Annotated in this window: 17 protein-coding genes; 10 read left to right on the top strand and 7 right to left on the bottom strand. The window is 72.7% G+C overall.

Annotated elements, in window-relative coordinates; genetic code table 11:
* Positions 1–208 precede the first annotated feature (208 nt).
* Complete coding sequence (locus tag AB0399_RS13775) at positions 209–2407, bottom strand: RICIN domain-containing protein (RefSeq protein ID WP_366411411.1); 2199 nt, start codon at positions 2405–2407, stop codon at positions 209–211.
* A 266-nt stretch (positions 2408–2673) separates the two neighbouring features.
* On the opposite strand from AB0399_RS13775, the gene AB0399_RS13770 reads away from it, so the two are divergent.
* The 5 genes from AB0399_RS13770 to AB0399_RS13750 all read left to right on the top strand — a co-directional run bounded on the left by AB0399_RS13770 (position 2674) and on the right by AB0399_RS13750 (position 9065).
* Complete coding sequence (locus tag AB0399_RS13770; protein WP_366411410.1) at positions 2674–3861, top strand: ROK family transcriptional regulator; 1188 nt, start codon at positions 2674–2676, stop codon at positions 3859–3861.
* Between the two features lie 140 nt (positions 3862–4001).
* Positions 4002–5327 (top strand): extracellular solute-binding protein, encoded by a 1326-nt coding sequence (locus AB0399_RS13765; RefSeq protein WP_366411409.1) that lies wholly within the window; start codon positions 4002–4004, stop codon positions 5325–5327.
* Between the two features lie 177 nt (positions 5328–5504).
* A complete protein-coding gene (locus AB0399_RS13760; RefSeq protein WP_329369635.1) occupies positions 5505–6470 on the top strand; it encodes a sugar ABC transporter permease in 966 nt (321 codons plus the stop codon).
* 155 nt (positions 6471–6625) lie between these two features.
* On the top strand, positions 6626–7411 hold the full coding sequence (locus AB0399_RS13755; protein WP_366411408.1) for a carbohydrate ABC transporter permease: 786 nt from the start codon (positions 6626–6628) through the stop codon (positions 7409–7411).
* A gap of 7 nt (positions 7412–7418) precedes the next feature.
* Positions 7419–9065: a beta-N-acetylhexosaminidase gene (locus AB0399_RS13750; protein ID WP_366411407.1), complete on the top strand. Its 1647-nt coding sequence runs from the start codon at positions 7419–7421 to the stop codon at positions 9063–9065.
* Between the two features lie 90 nt (positions 9066–9155).
* On the opposite strand, the gene dusB is transcribed toward AB0399_RS13750, so the two are convergent.
* Positions 9156–10277, bottom strand: coding sequence for a tRNA dihydrouridine synthase DusB (gene dusB, locus AB0399_RS13745; protein ID WP_366411424.1), 1122 nt, complete (start codon positions 10275–10277; stop codon positions 9156–9158).
* Positions 10278–10515: 238 nt separating this feature from the next.
* Here dusB and AB0399_RS13740 point away from each other — a divergent pair, with 238 nt between their 5' ends.
* Positions 10516–11937, top strand: coding sequence for an MFS transporter (locus AB0399_RS13740; protein ID WP_366411406.1), 1422 nt, complete (start codon positions 10516–10518; stop codon positions 11935–11937).
* Positions 11934–12497 carry a MarR family transcriptional regulator gene (locus AB0399_RS13735; protein ID WP_366411405.1) on the top strand — a complete coding sequence of 188 codons (564 nt, stop codon included), beginning with the start codon at positions 11934–11936 and terminating at the stop codon, positions 12495–12497. The genes AB0399_RS13740 and AB0399_RS13735 overlap by 4 nt, the downstream gene beginning before the upstream one ends.
* Positions 12498–13089: 592 nt before the next feature.
* Here AB0399_RS13735 and AB0399_RS13730 read toward each other — a convergent pair.
* Positions 13090–13488: a MarR family transcriptional regulator gene (locus AB0399_RS13730; protein ID WP_366411423.1), complete on the bottom strand. Its 399-nt coding sequence runs from the start codon at positions 13486–13488 to the stop codon at positions 13090–13092.
* A 433-nt stretch (positions 13489–13921) separates the two neighbouring features.
* On the opposite strand from AB0399_RS13730, the gene AB0399_RS13725 reads away from it, so the two are divergent.
* Complete coding sequence (locus AB0399_RS13725; protein WP_366411404.1) at positions 13922–14782, top strand: nitroreductase/quinone reductase family protein; 861 nt, start codon at positions 13922–13924, stop codon at positions 14780–14782.
* An 84-nt stretch (positions 14783–14866) separates the two neighbouring features.
* Here AB0399_RS13725 and AB0399_RS13720 read toward each other — a convergent pair whose 3' ends face one another.
* The gene (locus AB0399_RS13720) at positions 14867–15580 is read right to left on the bottom strand and encodes a DUF4230 domain-containing protein (protein ID WP_328463792.1); all 714 of its coding nucleotides are present in this window, start codon (positions 15578–15580) and stop codon (positions 14867–14869) included.
* Between the two features lie 255 nt (positions 15581–15835).
* Between AB0399_RS13720 and AB0399_RS13715 the strand changes: the two genes are divergently transcribed.
* Positions 15836–16933 carry a LacI family DNA-binding transcriptional regulator gene (locus AB0399_RS13715; protein WP_366411403.1) on the top strand — a complete coding sequence of 366 codons (1098 nt, stop codon included), beginning with the start codon at positions 15836–15838 and terminating at the stop codon, positions 16931–16933.
* A gap of 350 nt (positions 16934–17283) precedes the next feature.
* A complete protein-coding gene (locus AB0399_RS13710) occupies positions 17284–18711 on the top strand; it encodes an endo-1,4-beta-xylanase (protein WP_366411402.1) in 1428 nt (475 codons plus the stop codon).
* A 144-nt stretch (positions 18712–18855) separates the two neighbouring features.
* Here AB0399_RS13710 and AB0399_RS13705 read toward each other — a convergent pair whose 3' ends face one another.
* From AB0399_RS13705 to AB0399_RS13695, 3 genes are all read right to left on the bottom strand, one after another.
* On the bottom strand, positions 18856–19338 hold the full coding sequence (locus AB0399_RS13705) for an OsmC family protein (RefSeq protein ID WP_366411401.1): 483 nt from the start codon (positions 19336–19338) through the stop codon (positions 18856–18858).
* An 82-nt stretch (positions 19339–19420) separates the two neighbouring features.
* Positions 19421–20281, bottom strand: a complete 861-nt coding sequence (locus AB0399_RS13700) for an ElyC/SanA/YdcF family protein (protein ID WP_366411400.1) — start codon at positions 20279–20281, stop codon at positions 19421–19423.
* Positions 20282–20457: 176 nt separating this feature from the next.
* Entirely contained in the window at positions 20458–22302 is a 1845-nt protein-coding gene (locus AB0399_RS13695) for a hypothetical protein (protein ID WP_366411399.1), read from the bottom strand.
* Positions 22303–22553: the final 251 nt, after the last annotated feature.

Raw genomic sequence — 22553 nt, 5'->3', positions numbered from 1 at the left:
AGGCGTGGCGGGAATCACGCGTTCCGGGTGCCCGGTGTCTCATCTGTTGGACGTACGCGGAGTACGCAGGGGAGGAGGCGGGTGCGTGCCCGCGCGAGGTGCGGGTGCCTGCCGCCGCGCGAGGTGCGGGGCGGCGGCAGGCACCGGGACGGGCCGGGGGTTCGCCGGGGTTCGCCGGGGGGAGTTGGGGGGCGTTGGGGGGCGCCGCTCAGCGGGTGAAGGAGAGCAGCTGGGCGGCGGACGGGGTCCGGTCGCCGCCCTTCGCGGTGCGGTTGTCCCAGCCGCGCTGCGGCGAGGTGGTCACGGCGCCCGCGGTCATGCTGAGCGCCAGCCCGCTGTACCGGTTGACCAGGCGGAAGCCGCCCGACGTCGTCTTCTGGACGCTCCACTGCCGGCCGACGGCGGGGGCCGAGCCGGACGTGCCGACGGTGACCGGGGCGCCCCAGGCGCGTCCGGCGTCGCCGGTCCCCACCCCGAGGACCTGGCCGGTCGCGGCGTTGGCCACGGTGTAGAAGCCGTCGCCGGTGGCGGTGAAGGTCCAGTGCTGGTCGGCGGCGCGGGAGGAGGAGGTGGTCGTCAGCGAGGTGCCGCTCTGCTTGAGGAACCGGCCGTTGCCCGCGGTGATCTGCGTGGCGCCGGTGACGGGCGCCGCCGGCAGCAGGGAGGACGAGGTCGGTGCCAGGGTGACGTCGACGTACTCGCCCTGGCTGTCGCCCGAGCACTCGAAGGCGCAGTACGAGCGGAAGGTCCTGCCGACCACCGTGGAGCTGGTCTTGTTGGCGGGGTCCAGGAACCAGCGGTACCACGCGCCGTTGGTGTCGCTGGTGACCAGGCCGAGGTCGACCCACTTCTCGCCGGCCAGGCTGTCGGTGGCGTAGACGTGCAGCGGGGTGTCGACGCCGGTGTTCTGGGCGACGTTGTTCTGCGGGGTGGCGATGTACTTGCCGAGGTAGGCGTCCCAGGCGACGTTCATGACGGCCAGTTGGGAGTTGTCCGGCAGGGTGCCGGCGCTGACCTGGGCGGCGGTGCTGCCGGCGGTGGCGGGGTGGTAGTCGTCTCCGGCGTCGATGTATCCGGGGCCGCCGCCGTCCGCGGGGACGATGTCGCTCTCGGCGCCCCCGACGCCGGGGGACTGCCAGGCGCCGTCGTACCACTTCTGCCAGGACGAGCCGGCCATCTTCTGCGAGAGGGGGGCGCGTGCGGCGTGCTCCTCCCAGATGGACCCGCCGCCGGACTTGTTGAGGGTGCGGGAGGCGTAGAAGACGTAGAAGTAGCCGGAGGCGTAGTCGACGAACATGCGCTGGTCGCCGTCGCCGTAGGAGTAGGTCTGTTGCGGGAAGGCGGCCGTGTCGCCCCGCTGGGTGCTGTACGGCGAGGTGATGGCGTGGCCCTGGATCGCCCAGGTGGCGCCGTGGTCCTTGGAGACGGCGTAGTCGATCCCGTCGTAGTGCATGCCGTCGCCGAAGGGGCTGGGCGTGAACTCGTTGTGGACCAGGCCGTACCACCAGCCGGTGTCGGGGTCGACCCATACGCCGCTCAGGTCGCAGTAGTTGCGCTCCGCGTATCCGGCGAGGTCGGCCGTGTCGTAGCTGGCCGACGTGCCGGTCGGGCTGTTGTTGCAGCGCCAGGTGGTGTCGTCGTTGCGGTCGGCGCTGTTGGCGGGGTTGACCGCGGTGTCGATCGACGCGTCGGAGGAGTGGTCGAAGTCGGCACCGGTGTAGAACTTCCACTGCCGGGAGTCGGTCGGCCCGTACAGGGAGTGGGCCTGGGTGTAGTAGAAGCTGCCGTCCTGGTCGGTGAAGACGGACGCGGGGGTGTCGTCGGAGCGGTCGTACGGGACGGGGGCGGCCCCGGACAGGGTGTACCCCGAGGCCGGTGCGGCGGGCGCGGACCACTGCTCGGTGCTCTGGGCGGGGTCGCAGGGCTCCAGGCCGACGCGCGCGTGGTCCTCGATCGAACCTCCTTGCACGGCAAGGCACTTGGCGGACCTTGCGCTGTAGAGCGTGCCGTCGGGCAGGTGCCGGAAGCCCTGCTGCGGGGCGCCGGCGACGCAGTCGTAGAGCTGGACGAGGGCGCCGTCGGCGTTCGAGGCGCCGGTGACGTCCAGGCATTTCGTGGTGCTGCCGATGGTCACGGTGAGGGCGCCGTCGGCCTGCCAGGTCCAGTTCTGCGCCGCCGAGCCGTTGCAGGTGAACACCTGGACGACCGAGCCGTTGCCGGTGCCGAAGTCCGCGTCGTCCAGGCACTTTCCGCCGATGGTGATCGGCCCCGCGCCGGCCGCCGCCGCGGAGGTCGGACTCACCAGCCCGGTCACCGCCAGCCCGGCCACGAGGAGCCCCGACAGGGTTCCGGTCAGTGCTGTCCTCCGGCGTCCGGACGTGGCGGATCGGGATCTGCTGGGTGGCATGGGTTTGCCTCCGTAGGGCGAGGGGACTGCGGGCTGGGCCGCCGCGGGCGCAGGTGTCGTGAACGCCACGCGCGAGGGGCGTCCATAACTTAAGACGCTTAATTTAAGGGGCCTTAGAAGGTTGGGATGCCGCTCCGGTCCTGTCAAGAGGGCTGCGGAGGGCCGCCGTTGGCGATCCCGGTGCCGCCGCACCCCTTGACAGAGGTACGCCGCCGAGCCAGCCTTAAGGCGTCTTAAGTAAAGACATCTAAGAAATTGGAGCCCCGGTGAGTGATGCGAGGACGGCCAAGGGACAGCGCCCGCCCAGGGGGCTGTTCGCTCTGCCGCCCGTTCCGCGCAGACGGGCCGAGCGCACGAAGGCGCAGACCCAGGACAGCCGAGCCCACAACCGCTCGCTGGTCCTGACGACCCTGTACCGCCAAGGCGCGATGAGCCGGGCGGACCTGACCCGCGAGTCCGGGCTGACGGCGCCGACGATCTCGGCGCTGGTCGCGGAGTTGGAGACGGACGGCCTGGTGGCGTACGCGGAGCGGCCGGTGGAGAGCGGCCCGCGGCGCGGCAAGCCGTCCCCGCTGGTGGAGATCCAGGACGGCAGCAGGAGCGCCGTCGTGCTGGACCTCTCGCCGGACGGCCACTTCTCCGGAGCGGTCACGGATCTGCGCGGGAGGGTGGTGGCCCGGGCCAGGACCGACATCGGGGACGCCGTCGGCGCGGCGGCCTGGGACCTGGTCGCCGAACTGGCCGCCCGGTTGGTGGACGCGGCCCCGAGCCGGGTGCTCGGCCTGGGCGTGGCCACGCCCGGCACCGTGGACGACCGGGGAGTCATCCGCCATGCGGCGCACCTGGGTTGGCAGGGCCTGCCGATGGCCGCACGGCTCACCGAGCGGTTCGGTGTCCCGGCGTACGTCGGCAACGACGCGAACGCCGCCGCGCTGGCGGTGCTCCATCTGCGAGAGGCGCGCTCGCTGAACCTGATGGTGATCCTGACCGAACACGGGGTCGGCGCGGGGCTGGTGGTGGACGGCCAGCTGGTGGAGGGGGAGCAGTTCGCCGCGGGGGAGATCGGGCACGTCACGGTCGATCCGGCCGGAGCCTTGTGCATCTGCGGCCGCCGCGGGTGCCTCGACCCCCTGATCGACGCCGGCTGCCTGCGGGAGCGGCTGGCCGAGGCCGGCGCCGGGCAGCGGGCGGAGATCCTGACCGGCGCCGGCGAGGCGCTCGGCATGGTGCTCGCCCCGATCGCCTGCGCGCTCAACCTCAACGAACTGGTCCTCGTCGGCGCGGCCGAACTGCTCCAGGGCCCGCTGCTGGAGGCCGCCGCCGACACCGTCCGGATGCGCACCCTGCCGCCGATCGGCGCCTCGCTGCGGATCAGGGCCCTGACCGAGGACCACGACCTGATCCTCCAGGGCGCGGCGTGCCTCGTGCTCGCCGGAGAACTGAACGTCCTCTGACCGCCCGGTCGCGCGCGCGAGACCGGGCCTTCGTACCGGCGTCCGCGGACGCGAGCTGTTCGTCCCGCGCCCCGCCGCACAGCCATGAGTTCTGCCGGAAAACCGGTGACCGTCACCGGACATGCCCCGAAGGAAGCACCATGACGTACAGACAAGGCACGCTCGCGGCCGCCCTCGTGCTCGCGCTGGCCGGTGGCCTGGCCGCCTGCGGCAGTGCCGGGAACGGCGGCTCCAGCACCGACCAGCGCCAGGTCTCGGCCACCGGCGGCAAGGGCGGCAAGCTCACCGTGTGGGTGATGGACGGCGACTACAGCGACGCCGTGCTCAAGGCGATCGACAGCCGGTTCACCCAGCAGACCGGGGCGAAGGTCAGCATCCAGGTGCAGAGCTGGGACGACATCACCACCAAGGTCACCACGGCGCTGTCGACCGCCAACCCGCCCGACGTGCTGGACATCGGCAACACCCAGGTCGCCGCGTTCGCCGCGAACGGCGGCCTGAAGGACCTCACCTCCTACCGCGAGGACCTGGCGCAGCAGCAGACCTGGCTGGCCGGCCTGGTCGACCCGGCCACCGTGGACGGGCATCTCTACGGTGTCCCGGGCTTCGCCGGGGCGCGCGCGGTCATCTACAACAAGACCATGTGGGCGCAGGCCGGGGTGACCAAGGCGCCCACGACCTACGCCGAACTGACCGCGGACCTGGACAAGGTGCGCACCGCCCACCCGGCCAAGGACTTCTCGCCCTTCTACTACCCCGGCCAGAACTGGTACGCGGGCATCCAGTACGTCTGGGACGCGGGCGGCGCCATCGCCACGAAGAAGGGCTCCGACTGGCAACCGGGGCTGACCTCGGCCGCGGCCCAGCGGGGACTGCGGGCGTTCAAGGCGTTCCAGAACACCTACTCCAGCCCCGCGTCGCGCACCGTCGACGTGCTGACGCCCGATCAGACGCAGGTGCTCGCCGACGGCAAGACCTCGGCCATCATCGCCACCAGCGGGTTCATCGCCGCCATCGAGAAGGCCAACCCGAAGCTGACCGACTCCGACCTGGGCACCTTCCCGTTCCCCGGCACGTCGGGCCGGAACCAGCCGGTGTTCCTCGGCGGCTCGGACTGGGGCATCGCCGCGCACAGCAAGAACACCGAACTCGCCCTCGCCTGGACGAAGATCGCGGCGAGCCCGAGCGTGCAGTCCACCTGGATCGCCGGCAAGGAGGGCTTCATCCCCAACAGCTCCCAGGGGATCACGGCGGCCAAGGCGCACCTCACCGCGCTCAACAAGGGCTTCTTCGAGGCCGCGCTGCGCTCCGACGCCACCCCGGCCAGTGCCGACTGGGCACAGATCGAGGGCGACAAGGACATCAACAGCCTCTTCAGCTCGATCGCCTCCGGCTCCAAGTCGCCGTCCACGGCGGCCACGGCCTTCGACGGCGCCGCGTCCAAGGTGCTCAACTCCGGTCAGTGACCGGCCCCGCGTGATCCAGGACCGCGCCGCCGGCTGTCGGCGCGGAGGGCGATCCTCTGACCCGCGGCCGTCACCGGCCCCCGTCGTACCGGCGATTCCGGTCGACCCCCCGACCAGCGTGGGCACGCGACCAGGTGTTCGGCGGCCGCGCTGTCCGCCAGAACCCAGAGAAGACCCATGACCAGTTCCCTGATGACGCGTGTCCGCCACGCCCCTCCGACCGGTTCTCCGCCCGGCCCCGCACCGCGGCGCCGTCGCCACCACCTGGCCCCATGGCTGCTGCTCACCCCCGCCGGGCTCGTCCTGATCGCCGTCAGCGTGCTGCCGATCGCGTTCCTCGTGTGGGCCTCGTTCACCGACTACGACCAGCGCACCCTGTTCACCGGCGCCTACCGGATCGTCGGCTTCAGCCAGTACGGCACCCTGTTCGGCAGCGCCGAGTTCTGGCGCTCGCTGGGCCGCACCGCCGTCTTCACCGCGGCCATGGTGCTCGGCAGCGTCGTCATCGGCACCGGCGTGGCCCATCTGCTGACCAAGCTCGGCAGCGGCATGCGCACCCTCACCACGGTGGTGCTGATCTTCGCCTGGGCGATGCCCACCGTCGCCTCCTCGCTGGTGTGGAAGTGGCTGTTCCAGCCCGGGTACGGCGTGGTCAACTGGCTGCTCACCCAGACCCACCTCTTCGGCGACATGACCAGCACCGACTGGTCCAACAACGCCTGGCTGGCCTACCTGTCCATCGGGGCGCTCGTCGTCTGGCAGGCGGTGCCCTTCATCGCGCTGACCCTCTACGCGGCCCTCACCCAGCTTCCGGCCGAACTCGACGAGGCCGCACGGCTGGACGGCGCCGGCGAGTGGCGGGTGTGGTGGTCGATCACCCTGCCGATGCTGCGGCCCACCCTGCTCCTGGTCACGCTGATGTCGGTGATCTGGGACTTCAACGTCTTCAACCAGATCTGGCTGATCTCCTCCGGCGGACCCGACGACGCCACGACCACGCTGGGGATCTACTCCTACAAGACCGCCTTCGTGAACTTCCACATCGGCCAGGGCGCGGCGCTGTCCGTGGTCACCACCGTCGTCCTGCTCGGACTCACGGCCCTCTACATCCGCAACCTGCTGCGTTCCGGGGAGGATCTGTGACCCGCTGCCCGAGCACTTCCGCGTCGGCTTCTGCTTCGGCCGCTGCTTCCGCCTCGGCTTCTGCTGCCGCTTCGGCTTCCGCTGCCGTTTCCGCGCGCCGTCCTCGACGGCGCCGAGGGCGGCGAGGGCGCGTCGGCGCCAACCTCACCGCCGCGGTGTTCTGCGTCCTGTGGTTCTTCCCCGTCTACTGGATGATCAACACGGCGTTCAAACCGCGGTCCCAGGCCATGACCCCGACCCCGCGGTTCTTTCCCACCTCGCCCACGCCGGCGAACTTCGACGCCGCGATCAACCAGACCGCTTTCGCCCGGGACCTCAGGAACAGCCTCGTCGTGGTGGGCGGGACGGTGGCGCTCTCCGTCGTGCTGGGGATGTTCGCCGCCGCGGCCCTGACCCGGTTCCGGTTCCGCGGCCGGCGCACCATCATGGTCGCGATCCTGGTCGTCCAGATGCTGCCCGGCACCGCGCTGCTCATCCCGACCTTCATCGTCTTCAACAAGGCCGGGCTGCTGGGCACGTACACCGGTCTGATCCTGGCGTACCTGGCGCTGGTGCTGCCGTTCTCCATCTGGGTGATGCGCGGCTTCTTCGTCGCCATCCCGGTCGAGATCGAGGAAGCCGCGCGCATCGACGGCGCGAGCACCTGGCAGGTGCTCTCCCGCATCCTCTTCCCGCTGGTCGTCCCCGGCGTGATCGCCTCCGGAATCTTCGCGTTCATCGCCGCCTGGAACGACTACCTCATCGCGTTCACCTTCATGAAGGACCAGAGCCACTACACCCTGCCGGTCTGGCTCGCCTCGTTCTCCACCCCGCTGACCGGCACCGACTTCAGCGGTCAGATGGCCGGGTCGGTCGTCTTCTCGCTCCCCGTCGTCCTCTTCTTCATGATCATCCAGCGTAAACTTGTCTCCGGTGTGTCCGCCGGAGCCGTGAAAGGCTGACCTCCCGATGCTGCTGCCCCGCCCGGCCTCCGTGCACCGCCGTTCCGGAGCCTTCCCGCTGGACGAAGCCACCGGCCTCACCGCACCGCCCGAGTTGCTGCCGACCGCGCACTGGCTGCTCGACGCGCTGCGGCGCCCGACCCGCCTCCTGCTTCCGCTGAACACCGACGCGTCCCGGCGGATCGCCCTCGAACTGGACGACGCCCTGGGCCCGGAGGAATACCGGCTCACCGTCGAGCCCGAGGGCATCCGGGTGGCGGGCGGCAGCCGCGCGGGCGTCTTCTACGGCGGCCAGACCCTGCTGCAACTCCTGCCGCCCGACGTGTACCGTGCCGCCGCCACCGGCCACGCGCCCCGGTGGAGCGTCCCCGCGGTCACCGTCGAGGACCGGCCGCGGTTCGCCTGGCGCGGTCTCCTGCTCGACGTCGCCCGGCACTTCATGCCCAAGCACGCGCTGCTGCGCCTGATCGACCTGCTCGCCCTGCACCGGCTGAACGTGCTGCATCTGCACCTCACCGACGACCAGGGCTGGCGGGTCGAGATCCGCCGCTACCCGCGGCTGACCGAGGTGGGCAGCTGGCGCGCGTCCTCCCCGCTGGGCGCCGCGGAGGACGCTCCGGACGACAACCGGCCGCACGGCGGCTACTACACCCAGGACGACATCCGCGAGATCGTCGCCTTCGCGGCGGACCGGCACATCAGCATCGTCCCCGAGATCGACGTGCCCGGGCACTCCCAGGCCGCGATCGCCGCGTACCCCGAACTGGGGGTGACCGACGCCCGGCTGGGGGTGCGCACCCGCTGGGGCGTCAACCCCCACCTGCTCAACGCCGAGGAGTCCACCGTCGCGTTCTACCGCCACGTGCTCGACGAGATCACCGAGCTGTTCCCGTCGCTCCACGTCGGCATCGGCGGTGACGAGTGCCCGAAGGAGCAGTGGCGGCAGGACGCGCGCACCCAGCAACTCATCGCGGAGCGCGGTCTGGCCGACGAGAAGGGGCTCCAGTCGTGGTTCACCACCCAGCTCGCCGACCACCTGGGGACCCTCGGCCGCCGGGTGCTGGTCTGGGACGAAGCGCTGGAAGGCCCGCTGCCCGACAGCGCCATGATCGCCTCCTGGCGGGGCACCGCCGGAGCCGTGACGGGCGCGCGCCGGGGCTTCGACGTGCTGTCCTGCCCTGACCACCTGGTCTACCTCGACTACCGCCAGTCCGAACAGGACGACGAACCGATCCCGTTCTCCATCCCGCTCACGCTGGAGGACGCCTACTCCTTCGACCCGGTCCCGGCGGCGCTCACCGCGGAGGAAGCGACCCGTGTCGTCGGCGGACAGGCCAATGTGTGGACCGAGCACATGGACTCGCCGCGCACCGTCGACTACTACGTCTTCCCCCGGCTGTGTGCCGTCGCGGAGGCGCTGTGGACCACCGGAGAGCGGGACTTCGGCGAGTTCCGGGTCCGCCTCCAGGCGCATCTCGCCCGGCTGGACGCGTTCGGGGTCGAGTACCGCAGGCCGGACGGGCCGCTGCCCTGGCAGACCCGCCCGGGGGTGCGAGGGAAGCCGTCCACCCGTGAGGAGTGGGACGCGCTGATCGACCGGCTCACGGCCGGGATCAGGACGGCGGCCCCGACACCGCCGCCGGCCCGCGCGTGAGGGTGGTGACCCGCACGCCACGGTGAAGGGCCGGCGTCGGCCGGGCGGCCCGCGCCAGCCTCCGGAGGTCGGTCAGCCTCCGGACGTGGGTCACCCTCCGGAAGTCGCCGACTCCGCGTCCTCCGTCAGGGCCGCGCACTCGTAGGGGTCGTTCAGCCACCCGTCCGGCAGGACGACCCTCTTGCCGGGCGCGGTGCGCCCGCGCGGGCCGTCCGCGTGGGCCGGCCACGGCTGCGTCCGGTCCAGCGACCCGAGCAGATCGGCCATCTCCGCCAGGGACGAGGCCATCGCGAGGGCGCGCCGGACGTCGGAGCCGACCGAGAACCCCTTGGTGTACCAGGGCACGTGCTTGCGGAAGTCGACCACACCGCGGGTCTCGTCGCCGAGCCACTGCCCGAGGAGTTCGGCGTGCCGCAGCATCACCGCGGCCACCGTGCCGAAGTCGGGCGTGGCGGGAGCGCCGCCGCCGGAGACGTCACCGCCGGAGCCGGCCGAGCCGCCGGAGCGGGCCGCACCCGAGCCGAGCGCGGCCACGAGGTCGCCGAACAGCCAGGGGCGCCCCAGGCACCCGCGCCCGACCACCACGCCGTCGCACCCGGTCTCCCGCATCATCCGCACCGCGTCGTCCGCGCACCAGATGTCGCCGTTGCCGAGTACCGGGATCTCGGGGACGTGTTCCTTGAGCCGGGCGATGGCCTCCCAGTCCGCGGTGCCGCCGTAGTGCTGCGCGGCGGTACGGCCGTGCAGCGCGACCGCCGTGACCCCCTCCTCGACGGCGATCCGGCCGGCGTCGAGATAGGTGAGGTGGTCGTCGTCGATGCCCTTGCGCATCTTGATGGTCACCGGCAGGTCGCCCGCGCTGCCGACCGCCTCGCGCAGGATCGCCCGCAGCAGGTTCCGCTTGAAGGGCAGGGCCGAGCCGCCGCCCTTGCGGGTGACCTTCGGCACAGGGCAGCCGAAGTTGAGGTCGACGTGGTCGGCGAGGTCCTCGTCCACGATCATCCGCACCGCCTTGCCGACGGTCACCGGGTCCACGCCGTAGAGCTGGATGGAGCGCGGCGTCTCGGTGGCGTCGAAGTGGATGAGCTGCATGGTCTTGTCGTTGCGCTCGACCAGCGCCCGAGTGGTGATCATCTCGCTGACGAACAGCCCCTGGCCGCCGGAGAACTCCCGGCACAGCGTGCGGAAGGGCGCGTTGGTGATCCCGGCCATGGGCGCGAGCACGACCGGCGGCCACACGGTGTGCGGGCCGATCCGGAGCGCGCCGGGCGCGGGCGGGGCCGAGGTGCCCGTCGCGGGCGGGGCCAGGGTGGCGTCAGCGGTCATACGGCCATTGTCCCGTACCGGCGGAGGTGGTCGGGGAAAACGGTTGTACGACAGTAATGAATTTGGTTGTACAGTAGTAATGATTCTGTTTGTACAAGCGATGAGAGGGTGGGGACGCGACGGTATGCCCGAGACGACCTATCGGCGCCGGATGCTGATCCTGGCGATCTGCTGCATGAGCCTGCTGATCGTCAGCCTGGACAACACGATCCTGAACGTCGCGCTGCCGTCGATGCAGCGCGACTTCCACGCCTCGCTCTCCGGCCTGCAGTGGACGATCGACGCGTACCTGGTGGTGATCGCGTCGCTGCTGCTGCTGTCCGGCTCCACCGCCGACCGGATCGGGCGCAAACGGGTCTTCCAGATCGGGCTGGTGGTGTTCACCCTCGGGTCGGCGCTGTGCAGTCTCGCCCCCGGCCTGGGCTGGCTGATCGCCTTCCGCATGCTCCAGGCGGTCGGCGGTTCGATGCTCAACCCCGTGGCGATGTCGATCATCACCAACACCTTCGACGATGCCAAGGAGCGCGCCAAGGCGATCGGCGTGTGGGGCGGCGTGGTCGGCATCAGCATGGCGGCCGGGCCGATCATCGGCGGTGCGCTGGTGGAGTCGGTCGGCTGGCGCTCGATCTTCTGGATCAACCTGCCGGTCGGCGTGGCCGCGCTGGCGCTGACCGCACGGTTCGTGCCGGAGTCGCGCGCGCCGCGTCCCCGCCGGATCGACCCGGTCGGCCAGGTGCTGGTGATCGCGCTGCTCGGCAGCCTCACCTACGGGATCATCGAGGGCACCGGCGCGGGCTGGGGCTCCCCGCTGATCGTCGGCTGCTTCGTGGTCGCCGCGGCCGCGATCGCCGCGCTGGCCCGGTACGAACGGCGCCGGTTCGACCCGCTGATCGACGTGCGCTTCTTCCGCAGCGTCCCGTTCAGCGGCGCCACCGTCATCGCGGTCTGCGGCTTCGCGGCGCTCGGCGGGTTCCTCTTCCTCAACACCCTCTACCTCCAGAACACCCGGGGCCTGTCCGCGCTCGGCGCCGGCCTCTACATGGTGCCGATGGCCGTGATGTGCCTGGTCTTCGCACCGCTGTCCGGACGGCTGGTCGGTGCCCGCGGGCCGCGGCTGCCGCTGGTGCTCGCCGGGATCACGATGACCGCCAGCGGCGTGCTCTTCGCCGGGTTCGACGCCGAGACGGACAACGTCAAGCTGTTCACCGCGTACGTCCTGTTCGGCATCGGCTTCGGCCTGATCAACGCGCCGATCACCAATACCGCCGTGTCCGGCATGCCCCGCGCCCAGTCCGGTGTGGCGGCCGCGGTCGCGTCCACCAGCCGCCAGGTCGGCCAGGCGCTCGGCGTCGCGGTCCTGGGCGCGGCACTCGCCGCGGGCCTGCACGCGGGAGCATGGTGGATCATCACCGGGTGCGGGGCCGCCGTGCTGCTGCTGGGTATCCTCACCACCGGCCGCTGGGCCCGCGGCACGGCGGAGCGTACGGCGTCGGAGCTGATGGCGCCCGAGTCGGAGAAGGACAAGGTGGCGGTGAGCACGTCATGACGACGGTGAATGTGGACGACGCGGGCGGGGGTTCGGGCGCGGGTCCGGGTACGGGTGCGGGCTCGGGTCCGGGTGCGGGCGCGGGCTCGGGTGAGGCCGCGGACGCGGCCGAGCGGGTCTGGAACAACCTGCGGGCCCTCGTTCTGGAGCAGAACGAGCGCCGCAAGGAGACGGCCGAGGCGCTCGGCATGAGCTTCTTCCGGGTCAAGGCGCTGCGCCGGATCGCCGCGCGGTCGTACCGGATGAGCGACCTCGCCACCGAACTCGCCTCCGACCGCCCCTATCTCACCCTGGTGGTCGACGACTTGGAGGAGCGCGGCCTGGTCGAGCGGCACCAGCACCCCACCGACCGCCGCGCGAAGATCGTGTCCGCGACCGAGAAGGGACGGGCCGCCGCCGCCCGCGCCAACGCGATCCTCGGCAACGCCCCACCCGCGCTGGCCGCCCTGCCCGCGGACGACCTCGCCGCCCTCGACCGGATCGTCGCCGAACTCGTCGCCGCGGGCGCCCGGGCCCTCGCGGCCACCCGCGGCGACGGCGGAGTGGAGCCGGGGGAGTAGGCGCACCCGCGCTCCCGGGCCCGCGGGACTCTCAGTCCGGCGGGCGCGACGCCGTCGCGGGGGTGCTGGGGAAGGGGGGATGGGGGTCGGTGGCGGGGTGGGCGACGCGTCGGCCTGGATGTCCATGGCGTCGTGGTCGGAATTGGGCGTGCGCCAGACCTTGAGCACCTTGACGCGGACGCCGTACCCGGTGGTCACGTCTCCGGCTTGGACCAGGTGCCAGTCGGCATCGAACTCGTCCTGACACAGGCCGAGCTCGGCTTCGTGGGGGCCGGGCAGCGGTTTGACGGACCCGTTGGTGGAGATGCCGAAACCCACGCCGCGGCCGTGGGGGAGGGAGATGCCGCCCGTGCTGAGGATTCCGATGGTCTCCGGCACGGCCACGAGCCGCTGCACGTCTGCCGCGACGAGCCCTGCGGCTCCCACCGCGAACCACCGGGTGCGACGCATCCTGCCCCGCCCGTTCCTTCTTCTGCGCGGGCGTCTCGTCCTGCGCGGCCTGCTCACCCATGCGGTCTCCCCGGGACCGGTCTGCGCTGCCGACCCGAGTCCACGGCGCCACGGCAGGGCTCCAAGGCCGCCTGACGCATGGTCAGTTGTCGGCGAGCGCGGACTCGTAGGTCTGCAACGTGGTGACGAACATGCGGCGTTCGGCGGGGGTGAGCGGGGCGAGCGCCTGTCGCCAGGCGGTGGCTCCGCGGGCCAGCCAGTTGCTGATGGCGGGGTGGTGGGCGGGGTCGATCGACACGACCGCGCGGCGGCGGTCGCCGGGGTCGGCGTCGCGCCGCAGGACGCCCTGCTTGGCGAGGTCGCTGACCATGAGGCTCACCGTCGCGGGGGCGACCTCCAACCGGGTGGCGAGGTCGTTCACCGACAACGGGCCGTCGAAGAGCAGGTAGGAGAAGAGCGAGAGGTGGCGGGGCGCGAGGGAGTAGCCGCTCAGCTCCTCCGGGAGCTTGATCCGCTTGGCCCGGCCGACCATGCGGGGCATCAGGCGCAGGAGGGTGCGGATGCCGTCGTCGACGGAGAGGCCGTCGGCGCTCACGTCCGCGGAGTCGCTGCTCGGACCGTCCGGGCCCACCGGGCCCTCGCCTGCCGGGCTCCCGTCCGCCGTGCCGGCGCCTCCCGTACCGGCGCTTCCCGTGCCGGCGCTTCCCGTGCCGGCGCTTCCCGTGCCGGCGCGTGCCCTGTCGGTGCCTGGTGCGCCCGCGTCCCCCGCGCCCGCCTGCGCGGCACCGCCCGTGCGCGCTGCCGCGCCGCTCGGGTCCACCGCGCCCGCGCCCGCCCTGCCTGCGCCCGCGTCCGCGCGGCCGTCACCCGTGATTGACATGGCAGCCCGCCTCCCATAGCTTTGCCCTCAAAGATGCTTTGCTTGCAAAGTGAAGCATTCCCGTGGTCCGAGCGTATCGGAGAGGGGCATTCCCATGGCCGACTGGACCGGGCAGGTCATCACGGAGTTCCGGGCGAACGGCGGCCGGGTCGGCGGCATGTTCGCCGGCGCCGACCTGCTGCTGCTCACCACCCTCGGCGCGCGCAGCGGCCTGCGCCGCACCCACCCGATCGGCTACGCCAGGGACGGCGACGCCCTCCACGTGTTCGGCTCGAACGCGGGCGCCGACCGGCACCCCGGCTGGTACCACAACCTGCTCGCCCACCCCCAGGCGCAGGTCGAGATCGGCGACGGCGCCGACGGCGTGCGCACCCTGGCGGTCCGCGCGCGGCCGCTGGCCGGGGCGGAACGCGACCGCGCCTGGGCCCGGCAGGTCGCCGCGGTGCCCGCCTACGGGGAGTACGAGACCCGGACCGCGCGGACCATCCCCGTGGTGGCGCTGCACCCCCTGGACCTCACGGCGCCGGACGCCGACCGCAACCGCGCCATCGCCTACCAACTCCTCACCGTGCACACCGAGTTGCGCGGCCAACTCGCCGCCCTGCGGTACGGCGAGCCGGCCACCGCCGAACTCGCCGTGCACTGCCTGGCGTTCTGCGACGCGCTGGGCGCGCACCACGGCACCGAAGAGGCGGTGCTGCCCGCCTTCGACTCCGCCTTCCCCCACCTCGCCCCGGTGCTGGCCCGGTTGCGGGCCGAGCACCGCGAAGTGGCCCAGGAGCTGGCCGAGTTGCGCGCGATGGTGCGGGAGGGTGCCGGACCCGCAGCCGTGCGGGCCCGGCTCGACGCCCTCGCCGCCGGCGCGGAGGCGCACTTCGCTTACGAGGAGCGGCACTTGCTGCCCGCCCTGCTGGGCGAGGAGGGCGCCCGGGGGTTCGGCGCCGGCTCGGAGTGAGCCGGACGGGCCCGCCGGTTCGCAACTCGCCGGTTCGCGACCGCCGGTTCAGGACCTGCCGGACCCGGTGGACGTGCCCGACGCTCAGCTCGTCGGCGAGTGGGACGGGGAAGCGGAAGGGCTGGGTGTCGCCGGCGCCGTACCGAAGACCACGCTCACCTTGGTGAACCCCAGCGACGTCAGCATCCGCGTCAGCATGCTTCGGGTGTTGGTCTCGGCGCGCTGCGCCAACTCGCTCTGCTTGGCGGCGGTCTGGATCTTCGACGCGGCCAGCTCGTTGAGCTGCTGCATGTTGCCGGGGTTGCCGCTGAAGAAGTCGCCGATCCGGTCGAAGAGGCCGCGCTGCTGCGACACCACGTAGGAGTGCTTGGGGTCGAGCGAGGCGCGCTCCAGTCCGGCGTGCGGCAGCCGGATCGCCGCGGTCCTGCGGTTGTCGGAGACCTGCACCGCGCCGGTGCCGACCTTTCCGAGGTCGACGTAGGCGTCCACGCTGCCGGCCCCCACGTACAGGGTGCGCTTGCCGCGGACGGCGTCGGGCAGGAACTTGGCGTCCTTGTCGAGGTCCACCACGACCTGGAAGTTGCCGCTGGCGCCCTCGAAGCGGTTCATGTCCTGGATCGACTTGAGCAGCACCGGGCCGCTGCGGTCGGTGGTCTTCTCCTCGAACGGGTTCGGGATTCCGGGCAGCAGATTCGCCCTCCCGAGCAGGAAGAACAGCAGTCCCAGCACGACCACGCCGATCACGATCCGTGCCCACCACGGTGTGGTGCGCACCACCTCGACCTGCTGCGTCTCCATGACACACCTCCTCTCGTCAACGGCTCGGCTACCCCCGGAACGTGCCGGCATGGCTGCGTTCCGTGGCCAACGCCCTTGGGGGGAAGGTGACTTGATCGTCGAGAAGCGGCGAGAGGGGGCGCCCCGGTCGCGAATGGGCGGACCCGATCTGCGAATGTTTCGCGGGTGGATTCGAAGCTTACGGCCCCCGATGGGCTGAAGTGCGGGGTGGGCGGGGCGCTGCCCTCGGCCCCCGGGCGGGCTACGATCGCTGATATGAGTGCCACCAGCGTGCAACCGCCCCGTGACGACCAGCCGGAGACCCCCGGTGACGGCACCGCGACGCTTGCCGAGATCGCGCGGGCCGCGGGCGTGTCGGCTCCGACTGTTTCGAAGGTTCTCAACGGGCGGGGCGACGTCGCGCCGGCCACCCGCAGCCGGGTCGAGGAGCTGCTGCGCCGGCACGGCTACCAGCGGCGGCGCGGCAGCGTGCAGCCGGCCCCGCTGATCGACCTGGTCTTCCACGAGCTGGAGAGCTCCTGGGCGATGGAGGTGATCCGCGGGGTGGAGAACGTGGCCCGCCAGGAGAGCCTCAACGTGGTGCTGTCGGAGTCCGCCGGGCGGCTCAGCCCCGGCCAGACCTGGGTGGACGGTGTGCTGGCCCGCCGCCCGACCGGGGTGATCCTGGTGCTGTCCGACCTGGACCCGGCGCAGCGCGCCCAGCTCACCAGCCGCGACATCCCGTTCGTGGTGCTGGACCCGGCCGGCGACCCGGGCGAGGACGTGCCCGCGATCGGCGCCACCAACTGGCAGGGCGGCCTCGCCGCCACCCGCCACCTGCTGGAGCTGGGCCACCGCCGGATCGGCGTGATCGGCGGCCCCAGCGGCATGATGTGCAACCGGGCCAGGATCGACGGCTACCGCGCCGCCCTGGAGACCGCCGGCGTCGACTACGACCCGGACCTGGTGCGGTCCGGCGACTTCCACCACGAGGCCGGCTACACCGTGGGGCTTGAGCTGCTGCGCCGCCCCGACCGCCCCACCGCCGTCTTCACCGGCAACGACCTCCAGGCCCTGGGGCTCTACGAGGCCGCGCGCGAGCTGGGCCTGCGCATTCCGCAGGACCTGAGCGTGGTCGGTTTCGACGACCTGCCGCTGGCCCGCTGGATCAGCCCGCCGCTGACCACGGTCCGCCAGCCGCTGACGGAGATGGCCGAGGCCGCCGCCCGGCTGGTGCTGGACCTGAGCCGGGGCAAGCAGCCGAGCACCCTGCGGGTGGACCTGGCGACGCGGCTGGTCGAGCGGGCGAGCAGCGCGCCGCCGCGCGCCGACGGCGAGGACCGGGGTCCGGCGGGGGAGCGGGCCGGGGAGTAGGCGGGGGAGTCGACAGCGGCGCGGCTCGGGGGCGGGCGGTTCGACGGCGGGGCGGTTCGACGGCGGGACTGCGGTCCGGCCCGCACCCTGCCCGCCGCCGAGCCGGGTACGGGGAGTGCTCCGCGCGGTGACGGGCGCGCGTCAGCCCGCGTATGGGAGCGCTCCCGCTACTCCCACCTGCGATGACCGTCGCGAGTGTTGACGCTCGACGGGGGCGGTCGTAAGGTCTGCGCACAGATCGGAATCGCCCCCGAAACTTTCGAACCGTGGGGAGCCGTACGGCATGGCCGCGGCGGCTCCCGGGGACGCAGCAACCCTGTCCAACCCCACTTGGAGAGAGGTACCCCCCGATGTTCTCGAAGCGCACCCTGAGATCCGCCCTGGGCGGGTCCGGCGTCGCCATGATCGCCGTGACGGCCGCGCTGGTCGCCACCGCGATGCCGTCCGCCCATGCCGCGGACACCCCGCTGCGCACGCTCGCCGAGGCCAAGGGCATCTACATGGGCACCGCCCTGATGGCCAACGAACTGTCCGGCACGTCGGCGTCGATCGCGAGCACGCAGTTCGACGAGGTGACCCCCGGCAACGAGATGAAGTGGGACACCGTCGAGCCGACCCAGGGCACGTACAACTGGGGGCCCGGCGACCAGATCGTGAGCTTCGCGCAGCAGCACGACATGGAGGTGCGCGGCCACAACCTGGTCTGGCACAGCCAGTTGCCGAACTGGCTGACGTCCGGCAGCTTCACCAACGCGCAGGTGCACGACCTGATGATCAAGCACGTCACCGACGAGGTCACGCACTACAAGGGCAAGGTCGTCCACTGGGACGTGGTCAACGAGCCGTTCAACGAGGACGGCAGCTACCGCTCGGACATCTGGTACAACCAGATCGGCCAGTCCTACATCGCCGACGCCCTCACGGCCGCGCACGCCGCCGACCCGGCCGCCAAGCTCTACATCAACGACTACAACATCGAGGGCGAGAACGCCAAGAGCAACGCGATGTACGACCTGGTCAAGTCGCTGAAGCAGCAAGGCGTGCCGATCGACGGCGTCGGCTTCCAGGCGCACTTCATCCTCGGCCAGATCCCCTCGGACTTCGAGGCGAACCTGCAGCGCTTCGCCGACCTCGGCGTGGACGTGGCGGTCACCGAACTCGATGTGCGGATGAACACCCCGGCCAGCGCCGCCGACCTCCAGCAGCAGGCGGGCGACTACACCAAGGTGGTGGACGACTGCCTCGGCGTCTCGCGCTGCCAGGGCATCACGGTGTGGGGCTTCAACGACGCCACCTCATGGGTGCCGAGCACCTTCCCCGGGCAGGGCGCGGCCACCCCGTACGACGAGAACTACCAGCCCAAGCCGGCGTACTACGCGATCCAGACCGCGCTGGGCGGCAGCGGTACGACCACCCCGCCGACGACGCCCCCCACGACGCCGCCGACCACGCCCCCGGGCGGCGGGGCCTGCACGGTCTCCTACACCACCAACGAGTGGAGCACGGGTCTGACCGCGAACGTCACCGTGACCAGCGCGTCGGCGGTCAACGGCTGGACGGTCGCGCTGACCTACCCCGGCGGCAGCAGAACCGTCACCCAAGCGTGGAACGCCACGGTCACCCAGAGCGGCAGCACCGTGAGCGCCACGAACCTCTCCTACAACGGGACCATCGCGGCCGGCGGCAACGCCACCTTCGGCTTCAACGCCGACTGGTCCGGCACCGACCCGAAACCCACCGCCGCCACCCTCAACGGCACCTCGTGCAGCATCAGTTGAGCTGACCCGCGGTTCCCCGCGCCCTTGCCCTCGGCTCGGTCCCTTCCACGGAAGGACGTTGCCCGGCAAGGGACGCGGGGAGCCGCGCGACGAATCCACGTGCCGCCGGGGTGGGAGCGGTGACGGGTGTGGTGGGGGTGACGGTCACCCTCCGCTGACGGTCACCGTTGCCTCGTGCCGGACCGGGAAGTTCACCGAGCTTGCGATGAAGCAGAGTTCGTGTGCGCGCTCGTGGAGTGCGAGCGCCTTCTCCGCCATGGCGGAATCGGCGACCTCGACCTCGGGGCGGAGTACGGCCTCGGTGAAGTGCCCGCCGCCGTCGGACGTTTCGGCCATGGTGCCGTCCGCGCGGTCGGTGTAGGCGGTGACCACGACGCCGTTGACCGCGCAGACATGGAGATACGCGAGCAGGTGGCACTGGGAGAGCGCCGCGAGCAGCATCTGCTCGGGGTTCCAGCGGTCGGCGTCGCCACGGAAGTGCGGATCGGCGGACCCGGCGATCACGGGTGTGCCGGGCGCGGTGACCTCGTGGGTGCGCCGGTAGGACCGGTACGAGTCCGTGCCCGTGCCGAGGTTGCCGGTCCAGACGAGCTCGGTCCGGTAGGTGTGCTGCCGGGCGGACGGCATGGGGTGCTCCCTCGGGTCGGTGGCGGCCACCAGGGGCCGTAACGGTCATTTTATCGGTGGGCTCCCTACCGCCGCGCGGGGCTCACCGGTCGGCGGGAACGGCGGGTATGTACGGTCCCGGCGGGGCGGCCAGCGCGCGGGCCACCCCGGGCTCCTGGCGCCCGAGGAACTTCGGGCTCGGCTTGATCGCGATGTCGAGCGCGGCCTTGTCCGCGGCCAGCAGCTCCCGGGTCCCGCTGGCGTACCACGTGGCGTCGTGCTTCTCGTCGACGCCGACGCCGTACGCGTCGATCCCCGCGGCCTTGCACAGCGCGAGCGCCCGGTCGATGTGGAAGCTCTGGCTGACCAGCACCGCGTGGTCCACGCCGAAGATCCGCTTGGCCCGGTCGCAGGAGTCCCAGGTGTCGAACCCGGCGTAGTCCAGCACCACTTGGGAGCCGGGCACGCCGTGCGCGACCAGGTAGGTACGCATCGCGCCCGGTTCGTTGTACGACGTACGGCTGTTGTCGCCGGTGGCGAGGATCACCTGGACCTTGCCGGCCGCGTACAGCCGGATCGCCGCGTCGAGACGGTGCGCGAGGTACGCCGACGGGGTGCCGTGGACCAGCCCCGCGCCGAAGACCACGGCCACGGGCTCGCTCGGCACGTCCTGCTCGGAGCGCACCCGGCTGTCCTGGGTGAGCCGCAGCCAGGTCGGCGGCAGCAGCGCGAGCACGCACAGCGCCACCGCCCAGCGCAGCAGCCGGCGTTGGGCGTGGCGGGTGCGCGGGAGGTGTGGGAGTCGGGGGCGGAAGCGGCGCGCCGGGCGAGCACTGTCCGAGGTGACCGGGGTCGGCGCGGGAGCGGGCGAGCCATCCGGGGTGGCCGAGGTGGCCGAGGTGGCCGGGGCCTGGGCCGTCCGCGGGCTCGCCGATGTGCCCGGGCCGTCCGGTGCCTGCGACATACGCGACGCGGTCGGTGCCTGCGACGTCCGCGGGCGGAGCGGGCCGATCCGAGCGGTGCGGGTGGTCCGGATGATGCCGGCCGCCCGGGCGCGCAGTCGTCTGGTCCGGTCACGCATCGGTGCCCCCTCGCTCGTGGGGCGCGCTGCCGCGCCCGTCAGTCACGCAAGATCTCCCCCTACGCGCTGATTGACGTGTTCCCGGCCCACGCGGTTGCGGTGAACTCGCGGGCCGCGGCCCCCGTGTACAGCGCCGCGGCCAGCCAGGCGGTGGCGAAGGCGTCCGGGTCGGCGGGCAGCATCGCGCCCAGCGGGTCCGGACGGCGGGCCCGGGTCGCGGCGGCGAGGGAGCGCGCGCACGCGGCGGCCGTCGGCAGCCCCGCGGCCACCAGCCGGCCCGGCAGTTCGGGGTCGACCGCGGCGGCGGCCAGCGCACGGCCGCCTGCCACGGTGCGGGCCACCGCCCGGCTCAGCAGCTCCCACTCCACCGGTGGGGGAGCGAGCGGCGGTATCGATGGCAGGTGCCCGGCACCGGCCGACCCGTCCGCGCGGCCGGGCGCGGAACCTGGCACGGAAGCGGAAGCGGGAGCGGGGGCGCCGGGCGGAAGGCGGTCGAGTCCCAGGTCGTAGCGCGCACCGCCGTCGGTCGTCAGCGCCAGCGCGGCCACTCCCGACGGCCGGTCGGGGGCCAGCCGGCCGATCAGCCGGACCCGTCCGCCCGGGCGTTCGGCGAGCCGTCGCAGGTTGCCGGCGTACGCCAACTCCGGTCGCTCGTCGGGGGCGTGGAGCAGCACCGGCGGGCCGCCGTCCGGCACGAGCGCGGCGCGACCGCCCCGGCCGACCACGGTCCCTTCGAGGAAGAGCAGGTCGGCGCCGGCGGGTCTGCGGTCGGCGTCGGTGCCCTGGTGCGCGAGTGCGGCCGCGACCTGTTCCGCGGGCGGCCGGTGCCACAGCGAGTCGAGCGGGTCGGCGGACCAGTCCGCGCCGGACGCCGTGACCGTACGCAGCCCCGTGCCGCCGCCGATCCGGCCGTCCTCGGTGAGGGTCGCCCCGGTGGCGATCAGGCCCGCGCCGCGGCCGAGTTCGCGCAGGGTGAGGGCGGCGCCGCCGGGCAGCGGGGCGCTCGCGGCCGACCGGGCCCGCTCGGGCGGCCCGGGGGCGATGACGGCGAAGGTGCGCAGCCCGCCACCCGGGTCGAGGGCGTACGTCCGCGCGCCCGCGTAACCCGACGCGGTCGCCACCGGTTCGGTGAACAGGCCGTACAGCCGCAGTGATCCGCTCGAGCGGTACGTCCGGCGGGCCTCGCCCGCGGCCCGGTGCGCGGCGGCGCGGGCCGCGGGGTCGGCCGGGTCGGCGGCGCGTATCACGCGGGTCAGGTCGAGCAGTTCGGCCAGGTCGTCCACCAACTCGGCCAGCCGGAAGGACGGTTCGGCGCCACGGGCCTCGGTGAGGCGACGGGCGACGCGGACCGCTGCCGAGGAGGGCCGGTGCAGTCCGGCGAGCCTGGCGGCCTGCGCGGCATGCAGCAGCCTCGTACGCGGCAGCGTGGAGGCGACGGCGCCCTCGCGGAGGACGGCTACCCCGGCCGCCCACAACGCCTGCGCGGCCTGCTCCGCCGCGGGGCCCAACGGGTCCGGCCGCGCCGACGGCTCCGCCCCGCCCTCTTCCCTACCCCCGGCTCCCTCCCCGGGCGGCGCCTGCGGCTCCTCCACTTCCTCCGCCAGGGGCGCCGCCGCGAGCACCGCCGCCCGGTGCAGGCACGCCGGGGCGAGCAGGCAGTCGCAGGTCACGGCGGCCGCGCTCGCCACGGTGCCGTGTTCGGTGAGAGCGAGCACGACCGTGGTGTCCGGGTCCACCGCCACCCGCGCGGCGCCCTCCACCCGGGTCACCGGCCACCCGGCCGCCTTCGCCACCGCGCCGTCGAGCCGCTTGCGCAGCCGCGCGGGCAGATCCGCCAGCGCCTGCGCCGCGGCACCCGCCGCGACCGGCGGGAGCCCTCCCTCTGCCCCTGTCCCCGTCTCCATCCCGCACCCTCCGCCCGCACCGTCCCCAGCGCCCCGTCGTACGCCCCGAACTCATCCTGCCCCACGGGTCTGACAACGGGTCCGACAGCGCCCGCGCCCACCGGCTGCGCCAGTCCTCCGCCCGTGGGCGCCCCCGTTCCCTCGGCTCCCGGACCACGGTGACGGGTGGCCCGCACGGTTCTCCGCGCCCCTGGGTCTGTGCGGGTCCTTCCGTGGTGGCCCCGCCGCGCCGCGGGGGTTGCGGTCAGGTG

This window comes from Streptomyces sp. NPDC088194, assembly GCF_040702025.1.
Lineage (GTDB): Bacteria > Actinomycetota > Actinomycetes > Streptomycetales > Streptomycetaceae > Actinacidiphila.
The sequence above is the reverse complement of the archived record's forward strand: the minus strand, read 5'-3'. Positions and strand labels throughout refer to the sequence as shown.

Bases quoted from the DNA above. Each gene is read 5' to 3' on its own strand.
- AB0399_RS13775 (WP_366411411.1), bottom strand. From the start codon at position 2,407: ATGCCACCCAGCAGATCCCGATCCGCCACGTCCGGACGCCGGAGGACA.
- AB0399_RS13765 (WP_366411409.1), top strand. From the start codon at position 4,002: ATGACGTACAGACAAGGCACGCTCGCGGCCGCCCTCGTGCTCGCGCTG.
- AB0399_RS13720 (WP_328463792.1), bottom strand. From the start codon at position 15,580: ATGGAGACGCAGCAGGTCGAGGTGGTGCGCACCACACCGTGGTGGGCA.
- AB0399_RS13750 (WP_366411407.1), top strand. From the start codon at position 7,419: ATGCTGCTGCCCCGCCCGGCCTCCGTGCACCGCCGTTCCGGAGCCTTC.
- AB0399_RS13705 (WP_366411401.1), bottom strand. From the start codon at position 19,338: ATGCCGTCCGCCCGGCAGCACACCTACCGGACCGAGCTCGTCTGGACC.
- dusB (WP_366411424.1), bottom strand. From the start codon at position 10,277: ATGGCCGGGATCACCAACGCGCCCTTCCGCACGCTGTGCCGGGAGTTC.
- AB0399_RS13710 (WP_366411402.1), top strand. From the start codon at position 17,284: ATGTTCTCGAAGCGCACCCTGAGATCCGCCCTGGGCGGGTCCGGCGTC.
- AB0399_RS13735 (WP_366411405.1), top strand. From the start codon at position 11,934: ATGACGACGGTGAATGTGGACGACGCGGGCGGGGGTTCGGGCGCGGGT.
- AB0399_RS13760 (WP_329369635.1), top strand. From the start codon at position 5,505: ATGACCAGTTCCCTGATGACGCGTGTCCGCCACGCCCCTCCGACCGGT.
- AB0399_RS13740 (WP_366411406.1), top strand. From the start codon at position 10,516: ATGCCCGAGACGACCTATCGGCGCCGGATGCTGATCCTGGCGATCTGC.
- AB0399_RS13700 (WP_366411400.1), bottom strand. From the start codon at position 20,281: ATGTCGCAGGCACCGGACGGCCCGGGCACATCGGCGAGCCCGCGGACG.
- AB0399_RS13715 (WP_366411403.1), top strand. From the start codon at position 15,836: ATGAGTGCCACCAGCGTGCAACCGCCCCGTGACGACCAGCCGGAGACC.
- AB0399_RS13725 (WP_366411404.1), top strand. From the start codon at position 13,922: ATGGCCGACTGGACCGGGCAGGTCATCACGGAGTTCCGGGCGAACGGC.
- AB0399_RS13695 (WP_366411399.1), bottom strand. From the start codon at position 22,302: ATGGAGACGGGGACAGGGGCAGAGGGAGGGCTCCCGCCGGTCGCGGCG.
- AB0399_RS13730 (WP_366411423.1), bottom strand. From the start codon at position 13,488: ATGCCCCGCATGGTCGGCCGGGCCAAGCGGATCAAGCTCCCGGAGGAG.